The following is a 15,304-nucleotide window of genomic DNA, read 5'->3' as shown; positions in this document are numbered from 1 at the left end:
GCAAAAAGTGGGGGCGTCTAGTAGAACTCCCGGACCAGGTCCATCGCGCCCTCGGGGGCGCCCTCGGGGATGTCGGTCATGGGCTCCTCGATGCCCTCGCGCTTCTCGTAGCCGACGGAGTCCTCGTTCTGGTAGAGGACGCCCTGGTACTCCTTCTCGCGGTCCATGATGAGGTCGCGAGCGTCGTCGTAGTCCGTGCGGTCGTGGTCGAACTCCTCGTCGCCGACGTCGACGATGGCGTCGCGGAAGTAGTCGTATGTGTCGACGTCGTTGAACGTGACGCACGGCGAGTAGACGTTGACGAAGCCGAAGCCGTCGTGCTCGATGGCCTCCTGGACGATCTCCTGGTGGCGCTGGCTGTCCGAGGAGAACGACTGGGCGATGAAGGTGCCGCCGGCCGCCAGCGCGAGCGCCAGCGGGTTGACCGGCTGCTGGTTGGTCCCGTCGGGCGACGTGGAGGTCTCGAAGTCCTCGCGGGACGTCGGCGAGAACTGTCCCTTCGTCAGGCCGTAGATGCGGTTGTCCATGACCACGTAGGTCATGTCGACGTTCCGGCGGACGGCGTGGACGAAGTGGCCGGCGCCGATCGAGTAGCCGTCGCCGTCGCCGCCGGCGACCATGACCTCGAGGTCGGGATTGGCCATCTTCACCCCGCTGCCGAGCGGGAGGGCGCGACCGTGGACGCCGTGCAGCGCGTAGCTGTGCATGTACGTCCCGATCTTGCCGGAACAGCCGATGCCGGCGACGACGAACGTGTTGTCCGGGTCGTTGCCGGTCTCGGCCAGGGCCTTCATCATGCCGTTCATCGTCCCGAAGTCGCCGCATCCGGGACACCACGTGGGTTGCTTGTCCGACTTGAAGTCGGTGAATCGGGTTTCTGAGCTCATTGTATCAGGCTTCCACCTCCGCGGTCTCGCCGAGGACCCGCTTGATGTCCTCGGCGAGTTCGTCCGCCTTGAAGCGGACGCCGTTGTACTTGTTGATGCGCTCGACGCGGGTAAGTGCGTCGTGCTCGACGACGTCGGCGAACTGCCCGGTGGCGTTGCACTCGACGACGATGACGTCCTCCGCCGACTGCATCTCCTCGCTCAGGTCGGGGCGCGGGAAGATGTACGGGACCGAGAGGAAGCGGACGTCGATACCGTCGTCCTCGAGGAGCTCCAGGGCCTCGAGCATCGGGCCCTCGTTGGAGCCCCAGGAGACGACCAGCGTGTCCGCGTCGGGGTCGCCGAACTCCCGGTAGTCGAAGTCCTCCTGCTCCCGGGCGGTGTCGACCTTCCGGTCGCGCTTGTCGACCTGCTGGACGCGCATGTCCGTGTCCTCGGTCCGGCGGCCGAGTTCGTCGTGCTCGAGGCCGGTGGACATGTGAGCGCCCTCGGTGGTGCCGGGGAACGCCCGCGGGGAGACGCCGTCGTCGGTGACGGCGTGGGGCTGGAACTGCCCCTTGTCGTTGGTCCACTCCTCGATGGAGTCCTCGTCGACGACCTTCCCGCGGTCGATCTCGACGGCGTCCATGTCGAACTCCTCGGGCTCGTAGGTCTGCTCGGTGACCGCCAGCGACAGGTCGGCGGTGAGGTAGACCGGGAGCTGGTACTTCTCGGCGAGGTTGAACGCCTCGATGGCCTTGTGGAAGCACTCCGCGATGGTCGTCGGCGCGAGGACGAACCGCGGGACCTCGCCGTGGCCGCCGTACACCATCTGGTTGAGGTCGCCCTGCTCCTGCTTGGTCGGCATCCCGGTCGACGGACCGGAGCGCATCACGTTACAGATGACCAGCGGCGTCTCCGAGGTGGCGACGAGCCCGAACGTCTCGGTCATCAGGTCGATGCCCGGCCCAGAGGTCGCCGTCATGGAGCGGGCGCCCGCGCGGGCGGCGCCGAGCGCCATGTTGATGGCCGACAGCTCGTCCTCGGCCTGGACGACGATGCCGCCGTAGCCCTCGATGCGGCCCTTCAGGTACTCCATCACGTCCGTCGCGGGCGTGATGGGGTAGCCGGCGTAGAAGCGGCAGCCGGCGACGAGCGCGCCCATCCCGATGGCCTCGTCCCCGTTCAGGAGGACGTAGTCGCTGTCGGTGGTCTCGAGGTCGTAGGGCGTCGAGATGTCCGTCTCCTCCCGGACGTACTCGGCGCCGAGGCGGGCGGCCTCCTTGTTGTTGTCGACGATGGCCTCCCCCTTCCCGCCGAACCGCTTCTCGAGGGACTCGTCGAGGAACTCGATGTCGAAGTTGGTGACCTCGCAGGCCGCCCCCAGGGCGACGATGTTGCGCATGATCGCGCCGCCGGCGTCCTCCGCGAGACGCTTCAGCGGGACGTTCAGGGCCGTCATCTCCCCCGGCGCCTCGAAGTCGCTCATCATCGACCGCTCCCCGTCGTAGATGATGACCGAGTCCTCGTGGAGCTCGTCGAGGTTCTCGTCGACGGTCCGTTCGGTGAGTGCGATCAGGATATCGAGTCTGTCGACGACGCTCTCGACGGATTCGACCGACGTCCGTACCTTGTACGCGGTGTACCCGCCCCGGATTCGGGAGGCGAAGTCCTTCGAGGTAAAGACGTGGCGCCCCGCACGAGAGAGCGCCTGGGCGAAGATCTTCCCGGTCGAGTCGATCCCGTCGCCGGCTTCCCCGCCGACGGCCCAGTTGAGGTCCTCTGGCATGCTACGTCGGACTTCTTGTCGACGGACGTTAAGCCTTCTGAATATTGCCGCAGTTGAGCGGTTTTCGCCGCTACGACCCTTCTGAGAGGAATCCGTGGATCGGCGCGCGCGAACTGCACGCCCGTCCAGCGTCGCCGCCTCGAACCGGCGCGCCGCCGCCTTCGTAAACGCCTTCCTTGCGGGCCGACCGCTAGCGCGTATGGAACCCATCGAGACGACCGTCGCCGCCGTCCGCGACGTCGGCCCCGACGCCGTCGCCATCGACATCGAGACGCCCGACGACTTCGCCGCCGAGCCCGGCCAGTTCGTCAAGCTCTCGACGACCATCGACGGCGAGACGGAGGGCCGCTTCTACACCGTCTCCTCGCCGCGCGTCGAGGAGACCTTCGAGTTCACCGTCAGCTACGACCCCGAGGAGGGCGGCGCCTTCAGCGAGTACCTCGTGAACATCGAGGCCGGCGACACCGTCGAGATCACCGGCCCCTTCGGCGACGACTACTACCAGGGCGAGGAGCGCGTCGTCGTCCTCGCCGGCGGCCCCGGCATCGGCCCCGCCGTCGCCATCGCCGAGCGCGCCCTCGCCGACGGCCACGAGGCGGCCGTCGTCTACCGCGACGACGACCCCATCCACGAGACCCGCCTGGCGACCCTCGCCGGCACCACCGCGGACGTCTTCGTCCTCTCCGAGGACGACTCGCTGCCCGACGCCGTCGCCGACGTCCTCACGGGCGAGCGCGGCGAGCAGGTGTTCGTCTACGGCTTCGCCGACTTCCTCGACGACGCCGCGGCCGCCGTCGAAGCGGCGGGCGGCGACCCCGACGCGTCGAAGGCCGAGAACTTCGGGTGAACCTCCACTTTTTGCACGACCGCTCGCCGCTGGCGAGCGGTCGGCAAAAACATGGGTGTAAATAGGCGCGCGTGCTCCTTTCGCTCGCTTCGCTCGCTCCAGTCCGCGCGCGCTACGGCGACTCACTCGCTTCGCTCGTTCGTCGCCGAGAACCGCCTCGCGGGCGTTCTTCGAACGCCCCGCTCGGCGGATGCTCGAACAGAGACGGAACGTAATTACTACTCGACCAGCCCCGACAGGTGCCCGATCCGTTCCTCTGCCTCCCCGACTAGTTCCCCGACTACCTCCCCTGCTGGATGGACCTCGTCGGTCAGTCCCGCGCTCTGGCCCGCGTAGAGCGCGAGGGCCTCGAGGTCGCCCTCGACGCCCGCCATCGGCAGGTCGTCGCCGTAGCGCTCGATCGGGTAGCCGCCGGGGTACTCCGCGATCGTCTCGCCCTCGCCGGGGCGCTCCCCCGACTCTGGTCGCCCGGCGTCCTCCCACCGCTCGACGGTGCTGTTCCGGAGCGTCCGGTGGGGCATCCCCTTCCAGCCGGCGTCGAAGAGCTCGCCGCGGTAGGTGTCCGTCTCGTCGGCGTCGACGACGCGGTCGCGGTAGAGACCCTCGACGGCGGCCTCCTCGGTCGCGACGAACCTGGTGCCGAGCCACGCGCCGTCGGCACCGGCCGCGAGGACCGCCGCCACGCCGCGGCCGTCGGCGATGCCCCCGGCGGCGACGACCGGGACGTCCACCGCGTCCGCGACCCGGGGGACCAGCGGCAGCGTCGCCACGTCGCTCTGGACGTGGCCGCCGGCCTCCCAGCCCTGCGCGCAGACGACGTCCGCGCCGGCCTCGGCCGCGTCGCGGGCCTCGTCGGCGCTGCCGACGGTGACGATGGCCAGGGCGTCCGCCTCGTGCACGCGGTCGACGTACTCGCCGGCGTCGCCGAAGGAGAAGGAGACGATCGGCACGCCGGCCGCGAGGACCGCCTCGAGGTGGTCCTCGGTGGCGACCTCCTTCGCGTCGGGGTCGAGGACGACGTTGACGGCGAAGGGCGCGTCGGTCGCCTCGCGGGTGCGCTCGACGAACTCGGCGGCCTTCTCCGGGGGGCGCCAGGTGATCGCCAGCGTGCCGAGGCCGCCCGCGTTCGAGACCGCGGCCGCCAGTTCGGGGCGGGTCGCGCTGCCGATCGGCGCCTGCACTATCGGGTGGTCGATGCCCAGGGCCTCGCAGAGCGGCGTCGTGATGGTCACGACGGGAGTTCTCCGATGCGAGTAATAAGGGTGACTGCCGGCGGGTTATCGCGAGGGGTCGGTCGGGGGCGTCGAGGGGCCGTCGTCGCCGCGTCCGCCGTCACCGGAGCGGTCGGTAGCGGAGCCGTCGGTACCGGAGCGGCCGGCGCCGGAGCGATCGCCGCCGGACCCGGCCGTCTCCGCCGAGACGTCGAAGGGGTCGGCGCCGCCCTCCGTCGCGCGGCGGACGGGGCCGCCGAAGACGTCCGCGAGGATCTCGCGGAACCGGAGGAGCCGGTCGACGTCCCCCTGGAGGGCCTCCATCTCCGAGCGCATCGCCTCGACGTTCCGCGAGACCGCCGAGACCTCGGTGGCCACCCGCTGGACCGTCTCGCCGAGTTCGTCGACGTCCGACTCGTAGTCGTCGACCCGGCGGTCGAGGGCCTCGACCTCGCTGGCGACCGCGTCGACGTCCTCCCGGACCCCGTCGACGGCGTCCAGGTCGTCGCGGACGTCGTCGACCTCGGATTCGAGGTCCCGGCGCGCGTCATCGAGGGTCGCCTCCAGTGAGTCGACGCGGTCGCCGACGTCGTCGAGGTCGGCGGCGTGTCGGTCCTCCAGGGACTCCAGTTCCCCGCGGACGTCCGCGAGGCGCTCGTCGGCCTCCGAGAGGTCCGACTCGATGTCCTCGAGGATCTCCGGGGCGGTGCCGTGGCGCTCGATGATCCCCTCGAGGGCCTCGGCGTAGGCCGCGAACTCCTCGACGCGGGCGTTGAGTCGGTCCAGGCGGAGCCGGACGCTCCGCGGGACGTCGTTCACCGCCGGCTCGTCGACCCCCTCGTCCGGGTCCTGCTGGGACGGCGAGGCGTCGGTCGGGTCGACCGGCTGGGACTGGCCGTCCGAGACGTCCTCCGCGAGGTCGGCGCCGTTCGTCTCGGCGCTCTCGATGGCGCTCTCGATCGCACTCTCGATGGCGCTGGAGTCGGCGCCGCCGTCGCCGATGGCCGTCTCCTCGCCGCTCTCGTCGCCACCGTCGCCGTCCAGCGAGAGGCCGTCCGGGAAGCCGGACCCGGCGGCCGAGGCACCGTCCGGAGATCCGTTCTCGTCGTTACCGTCGCCGTCGCTTGCGTCGCCAGCGTCCTCGGTTCCGGGGGCAGCGACGTCCGCACTGTCCGGCGACTCGTCGTCCGCCGCGAGCCTCGAGTCCGGCAGCCCCGGGAGCGTGACGTCGCGGATGGTCGGCGGCTCGAAGGCGACGTCGTCGGCGGGTTCTGAGAGCCGGATCGCGTAGACGATCCGCGCGGTGTCGTCCTCGATGGCGTGGTGTAGTTCGACTCGCTCGAGCGAGACGGTCCCCTCGTCGGGTTCGTGGTCGACGTTGAACCCGGCCTGTTCGACCGGGAGGTCGGAGGGGAACTCGTCGACCAGGTCGACCTCGATCGGCCCCCTGACGTCGGACGTGAGGTCCAGCGTGACGACGATCCCGTCCCCCCTCCGTTCGAGTTGCCGCTCGACCGTCACCCCGTTCTTCGAGATCGTGGTCGAGGGACCCCCCTCTAGTGGCTTTGACACGTTTCTGCACCTACGTCCTGGCACTCGTCCGACGCTTATGTACCTCCCAGCGGTGTCGAGAACTGAAACAAACCGCCGGGAGTATCGGGCAGCGCTCAGTGCTCGACGAACTCGAAGAGGACGCCGCCGGTGGAGCCAGGGTGGAGGAAGGCGACCTGGTGCTCCCAGGCGCCGCGGCGCGGTTCCTCGTCGATGAGGTCGACGCCCGCCGACTCGGCCCGTTCGAGGGCCGCCTCGATGTCGTCGGTCTCGACGGCGAGGTGGTGGAGTCCGGCGCCGTGGTCCTCCAGGTAGCGCGATATCGTCCCCTCCTCGCGGGGTTCCAGCAGCTCGAAGTAGCCGTTCTCCAGTTCCATGAACAGCACTCGCATCCCGTCGAACCACTCCTCGTGGGCGATCTGGCACCCGAAGAGGTCCTCGTAGCGGAAGGCGAGACTCTCGGCGTCGTCGGTCGCGACGCCGGCGTGGTCGAAGCGCATACGTCGTTCGACCACCCGCGAGGGCAAATAACCGGTGCTCGACCGCGGGGGCGCGGGTCCGCGAACGCGAGTCGCCGGTTCGCTCGAGCGGGAAAGCGGTCAAGTCCCTCGACGCCGTCTCGGGGGTATGGAACGCGTCGGACTCTCCGAACGGGACGCCGTGGAGGCCGTCGAGGCCGTCCACCTCACGCAACTGGCGACGGGCGACCGGACGAGCATCCAGGCCTTCGAGATCAAACCCGGGGCGACGGTGCCGGAGCACAGCCACCACCACGAGCAGACGGGCTTCGTCTACGAGGGCGAACTGACGTTCGTGCTCGAAGATGGGGCGGAACTGGTGGTGGGACCGGGCGACTCGTTCACGATCCCGGGCGACGAGCCGCACGCGGCGGAGAACAGGGGCGACACCGCAGTTCGGGGCGTCGACATCTTCGCGCCGCCGCGGCCGGATCCGGACTGGGCCGAGTGAGCGACGGGGCGTGGAGGGGCCGGGGGCTCAGGCGAGGTCCTCGATGTTCGCGACGACCTCGTCGGCGTACTCGCTGGTGGCGAGCTTCTCGCCGCCCTCGATCTGCCGCTCGATGTCGTAGGTGACCTTCTTCGAGGAGATGGTCTTCTCGACGGCGTCGCGGACGAGCGTGGCGGCGTCGTCCCAGCCCATGAACTCGAGCATGATGCGGCCCGAGAGGATCATGGCGGTGGGGTTGACCTTGTCCTGGCCGGCGTACTTCGGCGCGGAGCCGTGGACCGGCTCGGCGAGGACGCGGCCGTCGCCGACGTTGGCGCCGGGCGCGATGCCGAGGCCGCCGATCTGGGCCCCGCAGGCGTCCGAGAGGTAGTCGCCGTTGAGGTTCGGCAGCGCCAGCACGTCGTACTGGTCGGTCCGGGTGAGGACCTGCTGGAGCATGTTGTCGGCGATGCGGTCGTTGACGACGACGGCGCCCTCCGGCGGCTCGCCGTCGCGCTCCTCCCAGAGGGTGTCCTCGGTGATGACCTCCTCGCCGTACTCCTCCTCGGCGACCTCGTAGCCCCAGTCGCGGAAGGCCCCCTCGGTGAACTTCATGATGTTGCCCTTGTGGACGAGCGTGACCGAGTCGCGGTCGTTCTCGAGGGCGTAGTCGATGGCCTTCCGGACGAGCCGTTTGGTGCCGAACTCCGAGATCGGCTTGACGCCGATGCCGACGGGGCCGTCGTGGATGGTCTCGTCGAAGCCCATCTCCTCCTCGACGAACTCGCGGACCTCCTGGACCTCGTCGGTGCCGGCCTCCCACTCGATGCCGGCGTAGACGTCCTCGGTGTTCTCCCGGAAGGAGACCATGTCCATCTGCTCCGGGCGCTTGACGGGGGAGGGGACGCCGTCGAGGTGGTAGGTGGGGCGGATGTTCGTATAGAGGTCGAGCCGCTTGCGGAGCGCGACGTTGAGGCTCCGGAAGCCGGCGCCGACCGGCGTGGTCAGCGGGCCCTTGATGGAGACCTTGAACTCCTTGAGCGCCTCGATGGTGTCGTCGGGGAGGTTCTCGTCGTACCGCTCGCGGGCCGACTCGCCGGCGTAGACGCGCATCCAGTTGATCTCGCGTCCCGTGGCGTTGGCGGCGGCCTGCAGCACCTTCTGTGCGGCAGGTCCGACGTCGGTCCCGATGCCGTCTCCGTGGATGATGGGTACGATCGGGTCCTCGGGTACGACGAGTTCGTCGTCCTCCGTCACCTCGACCGTCGAGCCCTCGGCGGGCACCTCCACTTGGTCGTATCCCATGTGCACGTGGTTCTACCGGACCCCTGAAAGGCGTACCGCTCTCCCGGCGAATTTTGCATGAACGACCGGGAAGGTCTCACACGGGCGGCCGCCGTCCCGGACGTCCGCGTCGAGCCCCAAACCGTAATCCGACGCCCGTCCAACCGGGGGTATGCGAATCATCGTCCACGGCGGCGCCGGGAGCCCGCCCGACGAGCCCGACGACCGCCAGGCCGTCCTCGACGAGGCCGCCGGCGCCGGCAGCGAGGCCGACGACCCGACCGAAGCCGTCTGCGCGGCCGTCAGGCACCTCGAGTCGGACCCGCGGTTCAACGCCGGGGTCGGCGGCGCGGTCCAGTCCGACGGGCACGTCCGCACCGACGCCGGCCTGATGACCGACGACCGCGAGGTCGGCGCCGCCTGCGGGATGCCGGGCGTCGAGCACGCCGTCGACGTCGCCCGGGTCGTCAAGACCGAGACGCCGCACGTCCTCCTCGCCGGCGTCCACGCCGTCGATCTCGCGGCGGCGTACGGCGTCGAGACCGGCGTCGACCTGCTGTCGGACCGCACACGCGAGCAGTGGGCCGACGTCGACGACCCGCCGACGGGCGACGCGCGCGACCACGCCGAGTGGGTCCGCGACCGGTTCGGCGGCGACCCCGAGGGTCGCGACGACGCCGGGCGGCGCGACCACGACACGGTCGGCGCCGTCGCGACGGACGGCGACCGCGTCGCCGCGGCGACCTCCACCGGCGGCCGCTGGCTCGCACTCGCCGGGCGCGTCGGCGACGTCCCGCAGGTCGGGTCGGGCTTCTACTGTACCCCCGGCGGCGGCGCGTCGGCGACCGGCGCCGGCGAGGACATCGCCCGGGTCACCCTCTCGCGGCGGGCCGTGCAGTTCCTGGAGTCGGGCCGCGACGCGAGCGCGGCCGCCGAGGCGGCCATCGAGGAGTTCGGCGACCACGTCGAGGGGACGGCCGGCGTGATCGTGCTGACGCCGGACGGCGACGCCGGAGCGGCCTACGACAGCGAGGCGATGCAGACGAGCGTCGCCGGTGACCGCTGACCGGCCCTCGGGTCCGGGCCATCGAACGGTGGCTCCGACGGCCAGAAGACCGTAGTAGGTCGACGGAGAACCGGGGGTCGTGACCGGACTACGCGACGGGGAACGAGGCGGCGTGGACGCGGAGTGGCGCGTCCGCGCGGCCGACCGCCGGGAGTACTGGTCGTGGATCGCGGGCGCGCTCTACCTCCTGCTGCCGGTCGACCTGCTGTCGACGCTGTACGCCGCGGCCCTGTACGGTCCCGGGGCGGAGGCGAACCCCTACGTCCGGTGGGCGCTGACGCAGGACGTCGCCGTCCTCGTCGGCCTGAACCTCCTGGCGCTGGCGGTGCTGGCGGCGCTGTTCTACGGCTACCTGGAGCTCCTGGCGGCCGCCCGCGGCGTCGAGGCGTGGGTGATGGCCCGGAGCTTCGAACTGTGGGTCGGCAGCCTGGTCGCCGCCGGACTGTTCGTCTTCGCGAACAACCTCGCGGTCGTCGTCCACGGCAGGTCGTTGCTCTGAGCTGGAGGGGTGGGCGACCCGCGAAAAGTGACTCCAAAAGAGCGCGGCGGAACGCCGCGCATCCAGACCGGAGACTCTCCCATGTGTCTCCCCACGAAGTGGCGGAGACGAGTCTACCTCGGGAGGCACGGTGCCTTAACCCCCGCGCCGTTTCGAGGCCTGTATCGTCGTTCGTAATCCCGCAGCGGTGGCGGCAGTGCAGCCGGACCCCCGACTCGGGTGGGAGCGACAGGGGAAGAGAGGGAGGAGCGTCGAACGCACCGAGCACGTCGATGGGCGACGCCTGCAGCGATGGGGGATGGAGCGGGGACCGGGGAGCGACCGCCACGGACGCTGCGTCCGTACCCATGGTGGCAGCGCGTGACGGTGACTGCACCGAGGGCGACCAGGGATATGGGTGGTATGGCTAAGTGATTGGGTAGTTACTGGATATGACACGTCGCCATCTCCAGCGAGGTGGTAACTGACGGGCGGCACAGCGCTTTACCACCTCGAAAGCGAATCGCCGCGTGTGAGCTCCGACCAGATCGACGTCTCCGGGTACGACTACGAGGCGACGGAGAACGACCAGGTGCGCGTCAACGCGACCGTCGAGAACGAGGCCGACGACAACCAGCGGGTCTCGCTGACGATGTCGGTCGGCGACGGCGACGACCGGCGGGAGAAGTCGACCGACCTGAAGGTGCGGGCCAACGAGTCGACCGAGGCGGAGCCGCTCTTCGACGTGGACGTCGAGGCGTTCCGCGACGACGGGAACGTCGACTTCGAGTGGGACGCACAGCCGGAGTGACACCCGGCCGACGCGGGTGACCACCCGCCACCGGACGCTTCGACCGCGGAGGTGACGGCCCTCTCCTCGAGCGGAATCGTGTGGGCAACTACCAAGAGCTTGGGTTCCCAACGCCCGCCATGGGCGTGGATCGGGTATTGTTCCTCCTGGTGGCCTTCGCGACCCACGGCGCGGTCGGCTACGCGCTGGTCGCGACGTTCGCCGGGGTCGACCCGCGTCTCGGCGCGCTCCTGGCGGTCGCCCCCGACGTCGACCTCCTCTTCGATCCGGCCTGGGGGCCGGCGTTCGTCCACCGCGGGTTCACCCACGCCCCGACGTTCCTCCTCGCCTGCACCGGGGTCGCCTACGCGGTCCGGCGGCGCCGGACCGACGCCCTCGCCGTCGCCCTGGCCCTCGGGTCGCACCTCGCCGTCGACGCGCTCTCGCCGATGGGGCTCCCGCTTCTGCTCTCGCCCGGGGACCTCCCGTCGCCGGGGCTCCACGTCCACGGCCCCGCGCTGACGGTCCTGCTCTGGACGCTGGCCGGAGCCCTCCTGGTCCGTCACAACAGCGAACGGATCACTTCGCTCCGCGGGGCGCGGGAGTAGCCGCTAGTCGAGCGCGGGGAGGGTGAACGAGAACGTCGACCCTTCGCCCGGTTCGGACTCGACCCAGATGTCGCCGCCGTGACGCTCGACGATGCGCTGACAGAGGGCGAGGCCGATGCCGGTCCCCTCGTACTCCTCGCGACTGTGGAGCCGATCGAAGACGGTGAACACGCGGTCCTGGTCCTCGGGGTCGATGCCGATGCCGTCGTCGCGGACCGAGACGACCCACTCCCGGCCGCGCCGGGTCGCGTCGACGCGGATGCGGGGCGGGGTGTCGCCGCTGTACCGGATGGCGTTCTCGAGGAGGTTCTGGATCACCTGCCGGAGCTGGCTGGCGTCGCCCTCGACCCGGGGGAGGTCGTCGACGGTGATCTCCGCGCCGCTCTCCTCGATCTGGAACTGCAGGTCGGCGAGGACGTCGTCGAACACGTCTTCCACCGCGACCGGTTCGAACGGGTCGCCGCGGGTCTCGACGCGGGAGTACTCGAGGAGGCCGTCGATCATCTCGCGCATCCGGTCGGCACCGTCGACCGCGAAGTCGATGAACTCCTCGGCCTCCTCGTCCAGCTCGTCGCCGTACCGGCCCTCCAGGAGCCGCAAGTAGCTCGTGACCATCCGGAGGGGTTCCTGGAGGTCGTGGGAGGCGGCGTAGGCGAACTGCTCGAGGCGCTCGTTGGACTCCTCGAGGGCCCGCTCGCGGTTCTTCCGGTCGAGTTCGAACCTGACCCACTGCGCCATGAGGTGGAGGAACGTCTCTTCGGCGTCCGTGAAGCCCCGCTCTCTGGGGTCAGTCGAGACGAAGAAGAACGTCCGGTCGGGCTCGTTGTCGAGTTCGATCCGCGTCCCGAGGTACGTCTCGACGCCGAACTCCTCGTAGGCGAGCGTGCCACCGAACCCGGACCGCTCGGGGTCGGTGATCTCGGCCGTCTTCTCGTCGCCGACCGTCGCCCGACAGTACGTCTCGGAGAGGGGCACCTTCGCCCCGGGCTCAAGCTGCTCGTGGTCGCCGATCACGGCCTCCACCTCGAAGGTGTCCGACGCCGGGTCGATCCGCGCGAGCCCGCCGATCTCGAGGTTGAACCGCTCGCAGCCCAGCTCGAAGAGCGCCTCGAGCTTCTCCTCGAAGGACCGGTCGGGGTCCGCGGCGATCCGGCTCAGGGTCTGCTGGTGGAGCTCGCGCTGTTCGCGCTCCAGTTCGTAGCTGATCCACTGGCCCATCAGCTCGATGAAGGTCCGCTCCGTCTCCGAGAACGGCCGGTCGCGCGGCTCGGTGCTCCCGAACCAGAACGTCCCGTAGGGCGTCGACCCGTTCGTCACCCGCGTCCCCAGGTAGCTCGTCAGGCCGAACTCGCGGTGGATCTGGTCGGCCTCCCAGTCGGTGCCGCGGACGTCCGCCATGGCGACGGGCTCGTCGTCCACGATGGTCTGCCGACAGAAGTGACCGTACCCCGGGTCCGACCACAGCTCCGCGTCCGGGTCGACACCAAGACCGACCCCCTTCTCCAGGCGGAACTCGCCGCCCCACGACGGCAGGTGGTTCAGCCCGCCCATCTCGAGGCCGAACCACTCCCGGCCCAGCTCCAGTAGCTGTTCGAGCTTCGCGTCGAAGTCGAGGTCGGGGTCGGCGGTGATGCGGTAGCTCTCCCGGAGGAAGCGCTCGCGGTGCTGTCGCTCGAGTTCGTACTCGACCCACTGGCCCATCAGGTCGAGGAACGTCCGCTCGGCGTCCGAGAACCCCGTCTCCCGCGGCGTCTCCGAGGCGAAGCAGAGCGTCCCGTAGGCCTCGCCCCCGACGTGGACGGTCGTCCCGAAGTAGGCGTCCAGGCCGAACCGCTCGTAGGCCTCGTCGTCGGTCCAGCCGACGTCGGCGGCGTCCGGGACGGACACCGGCCCCGGCGAGGCGAGGAGCTTCTCGCAGTACGTCCCGTCGAGGGAGTCGGTGACGCCCGGCCGGATCTGGTCGTGGTCGCCGACGGCCTCGACGATCTCGAAGGTGTCGTCGCAGGTCGTCTCCGTGAAGTACCCGATTTCGAGGCCGAGCCGCTCCCGTCCGAGTTCGAGTAGGTCCGCGACCTTCTCGCCGAAGGAGGCGGTCGGGTCGGCGAACGTCTCGTAGAGGTCGCGCTGGTAGCGGTCGCGCGTCTCGATCGTCGTCCGCGCGTCGGTCCGGTCGACCAGCGTCGCCAGCTTCCGGTCGAGTTCGTGGGACGCCTGGTCCGGCCCGAAGTACTCCTCCGGCGGGGTGTAGTAGAAGTTCCTGCAGACCGTCGTGCCGTCGTAGACGAGCAGCGGGTGGGTCTTGAGGACGTCGTGGAGGACCTCCGCCGGGAATCGGTCGCGGTTGTACTGACAGAGGACGGCGTAGTCCTCGCCGTCGTAGAGGGGGTTGAGCAGTTCCTCGTACTCACAGAGATCGTCGAGGTCGGTGTCGTCGGCGTCGAGCGCCCACGTCATCTCGGCGGCGGCCCGGACTCCCGCGAACTCGCCGGCCGTGGCCTCCGAGAGCGCCTCCTCCCAGAACTCCAGCATCGCCTCGCGGTCGAACTCCCCGGACCGCCGGTAGGTGTCGGCCTCCGTGTGCACGGAGAGGGCGCCCGACTCGCGGGCCGCGTCGACGTCGATCCCGCCGGCCCGCAACGCGTCGAGGACCTCGTCGACGGTGTTGTCGTCGGCGACGTAAATGCAGCGTTCGCCCCGCTCTAGGCCCTCCCGGACGAACGGGACGACGGCGTCAAACTGCCGGCGCCGGTCCTCGTAGATGAGCGCGTAGTGGTCGTTGTGCTCGTGGTTCTCGCCGGGGTCGATCGGACCGCGGATCTCGGCGTCCGACTCCGGGGCGTCGAACCGCCGAGATGTGCCCGGTCTGGAACCGCGGTCGATGGCGTCCGATGTGTGCTTGCTCATTGGTTTCCCTCCGCCCACCCGGAACTGGATCGCAGATGCGGATGTCCGACCCGGGTGACGCGTCGAACACTCAACTCGTTGTCAGCACCGACGTGAGCGAGGGTGAAAAGGATAGCGGGCCGCAGTGACCGCGCTCTGGCGCCCATCCTCGGCCCGTTTCGGTGGGACGAGTCGCGAGGGTTATCCGTCTGACGCCCTTATATACAGTCGACTTGATCACCGACCAGACCACCGACCGATCTCCGCCCCGAAAGGGGACGCTCTACTGCCCGAACTGCGACCACGCGAGTCCCATCGAAGGGGACTGGACCGTACAGGTACGCGACGACTGCGCCGATTACGATTGCCCCGCGTGTGAGACGACGATCACTTCTCGACCCGTCGAGAACCTGCTCACTGCCGGTAGCGAGGAACGCGCCTGCGAGTGCCTGGCTGCCTGAAACCGGCGCACCGCTCGTCGAGGCTCCGTTCTGTCCTCGTTCATCGGAATCGCAAGTCTGACCGCCGAATACAGGGGGTCCAGGGGGGCCGGACGTGAACGGCGAGAAGTGCGCCGCTACCGGGGTTCGATTTCGCGGAAAGTTAGGCGCCTACGGGAGTTTGGCCCACTATGCCGGACGGCCTGATGGGACGACTACGAATACTGACGGTCGCCGGGTGAGTACCTTGATCTCCGAGGGGAGCAAGATGTACGAACTCACCGCGAGGGTCAGTAATATCTCTGAGGCAGCTAGATGCGGAACGCCAGCCACAACCGAATCGGAGGCTGTCTAAAAGTAGAGACAGTTACTCGTCTCTCAGATCTTCGTAGATCTTCTTGTGATTACTGCTTTCCCGGTCCATAGTAGCCAACAGACGGACCAAGCTCGTCCTCTCTTCGTCGTTTTGGTGTTTAGCCTTCATCATAGAGAGCACCTTGGTAGTGTACCATACGAGGTTGCTAGCATAATTAGTTTGTGACT

Annotated in this window: 14 protein-coding genes; 7 read left to right on the top strand and 7 right to left on the bottom strand. The window is 69.3% G+C overall.

The annotated features are described in order from the left end of the window. Nucleotides 1–17 precede the first annotated feature (17 nt). Together HWV07_RS14080 and HWV07_RS14075 are read right to left on the bottom strand one after the other, a co-directional pair. Entirely contained in the window at nt 18–887 is an 870-nt protein-coding gene (locus HWV07_RS14080) for a 2-oxoacid:ferredoxin oxidoreductase subunit beta (protein WP_178334917.1), read from the bottom strand. 4 nt (nt 888–891) lie between these two features. Beyond that, nucleotides 892–2,655: a 2-oxoacid:acceptor oxidoreductase subunit alpha gene (locus HWV07_RS14075; RefSeq protein ID WP_178334916.1), complete on the bottom strand. Its 1,764-nt coding sequence runs from the start codon at nt 2,653–2,655 to the stop codon at nt 892–894. Between the two features lie 199 nt (nt 2,656–2,854). Here HWV07_RS14075 and HWV07_RS14070 point away from each other — a divergent pair, with 199 nt between their 5' ends. Further along, on the top strand, nt 2,855–3,502 hold the full coding sequence (locus tag HWV07_RS14070) for an FAD-dependent oxidoreductase (protein ID WP_178334915.1): 648 nt from the start codon (nt 2,855–2,857) through the stop codon (nt 3,500–3,502). 218 nt (nt 3,503–3,720) lie between these two features. Here HWV07_RS14070 and HWV07_RS14065 read toward each other — a convergent pair whose 3' ends face one another. The 3 genes from HWV07_RS14065 to mce form a co-directional block, all read right to left on the bottom strand. Next, on the bottom strand, nt 3,721–4,734 hold the full coding sequence (locus HWV07_RS14065; protein ID WP_178334914.1) for an NAD(P)H-dependent flavin oxidoreductase: 1,014 nt from the start codon (nt 4,732–4,734) through the stop codon (nt 3,721–3,723). A 45-nt stretch (nt 4,735–4,779) separates the two neighbouring features. After that, nucleotides 4,780–6,285, bottom strand: coding sequence for a hypothetical protein (locus HWV07_RS14060; protein ID WP_178334913.1), 1,506 nt, complete (start codon nt 6,283–6,285; stop codon nt 4,780–4,782). Between the two features lie 95 nt (nt 6,286–6,380). Further along, nucleotides 6,381–6,764: a methylmalonyl-CoA epimerase gene (mce, locus tag HWV07_RS14055; protein ID WP_178334912.1), complete on the bottom strand. Its 384-nt coding sequence runs from the start codon at nt 6,762–6,764 to the stop codon at nt 6,381–6,383. Nucleotides 6,765–6,891: 127 nt separating this feature from the next. On the opposite strand from mce, the gene HWV07_RS14050 reads away from it, so the two are divergent. After that, nucleotides 6,892–7,233: a cupin domain-containing protein gene (locus HWV07_RS14050; protein ID WP_178334911.1), complete on the top strand. Its 342-nt coding sequence runs from the start codon at nt 6,892–6,894 to the stop codon at nt 7,231–7,233. A gap of 27 nt (nt 7,234–7,260) precedes the next feature. Here HWV07_RS14050 and icd read toward each other — a convergent pair whose 3' ends face one another. Further along, nucleotides 7,261–8,517, bottom strand: a complete 1,257-nt coding sequence (gene icd, locus HWV07_RS14045) for an isocitrate dehydrogenase (NADP(+)) (RefSeq protein WP_178334910.1) — start codon at nt 8,515–8,517, stop codon at nt 7,261–7,263. A 151-nt stretch (nt 8,518–8,668) separates the two neighbouring features. Between icd and HWV07_RS14040 the strand changes: the two genes are divergently transcribed. The 4 genes from HWV07_RS14040 (at nt 8,669) to HWV07_RS14025 (ending at nt 11,438) form a co-directional block, all read left to right on the top strand. Next, the gene (locus tag HWV07_RS14040) at nt 8,669–9,562 is read left to right on the top strand and encodes an isoaspartyl peptidase/L-asparaginase (RefSeq protein ID WP_178334909.1); all 894 of its coding nucleotides are present in this window, start codon (nt 8,669–8,671) and stop codon (nt 9,560–9,562) included. Between the two features lie 79 nt (nt 9,563–9,641). Then, nucleotides 9,642–10,061 carry a hypothetical protein gene (locus tag HWV07_RS14035; RefSeq protein WP_178334908.1) on the top strand — a complete coding sequence of 140 codons (420 nt, stop codon included), beginning with the start codon at nt 9,642–9,644 and terminating at the stop codon, nt 10,059–10,061. A 511-nt stretch (nt 10,062–10,572) separates the two neighbouring features. Next, nucleotides 10,573–10,851 (top strand): hypothetical protein, encoded by a 279-nt coding sequence (locus tag HWV07_RS14030; protein ID WP_178334907.1) that lies wholly within the window; start codon nt 10,573–10,575, stop codon nt 10,849–10,851. 119 nt (nt 10,852–10,970) lie between these two features. Continuing rightward, a complete protein-coding gene (locus tag HWV07_RS14025) occupies nt 10,971–11,438 on the top strand; it encodes a metal-dependent hydrolase (protein WP_178334906.1) in 468 nt (155 codons plus the stop codon). Nucleotides 11,439–11,441: 3 nt separating this feature from the next. Here the strand turns inward: HWV07_RS14025 and HWV07_RS14020 are convergent, their stop codons facing one another. Beyond that, nucleotides 11,442–14,342 (bottom strand): MEDS domain-containing protein, encoded by a 2,901-nt coding sequence (locus tag HWV07_RS14020; protein WP_178334905.1) that lies wholly within the window; start codon nt 14,340–14,342, stop codon nt 11,442–11,444. A gap of 161 nt (nt 14,343–14,503) precedes the next feature. Here HWV07_RS14020 and HWV07_RS20200 point away from each other — a divergent pair, with 161 nt between their 5' ends. Continuing rightward, a complete protein-coding gene (locus HWV07_RS20200) occupies nt 14,504–14,782 on the top strand; it encodes a DUF8106 domain-containing protein (protein WP_484549443.1) in 279 nt (92 codons plus the stop codon). The last annotated feature ends 522 nt before the right edge of the window (nt 14,783–15,304 follow it).

This window comes from Natronomonas salina (assembly GCF_013391105.1).
GTDB lineage: Archaea > Halobacteriota > Halobacteria > Halobacteriales > Haloarculaceae > Natronomonas > Natronomonas salina.
The sequence above is the reverse complement of the archived record's forward strand: the minus strand, read 5'-3'. Positions and strand labels throughout refer to the sequence as shown.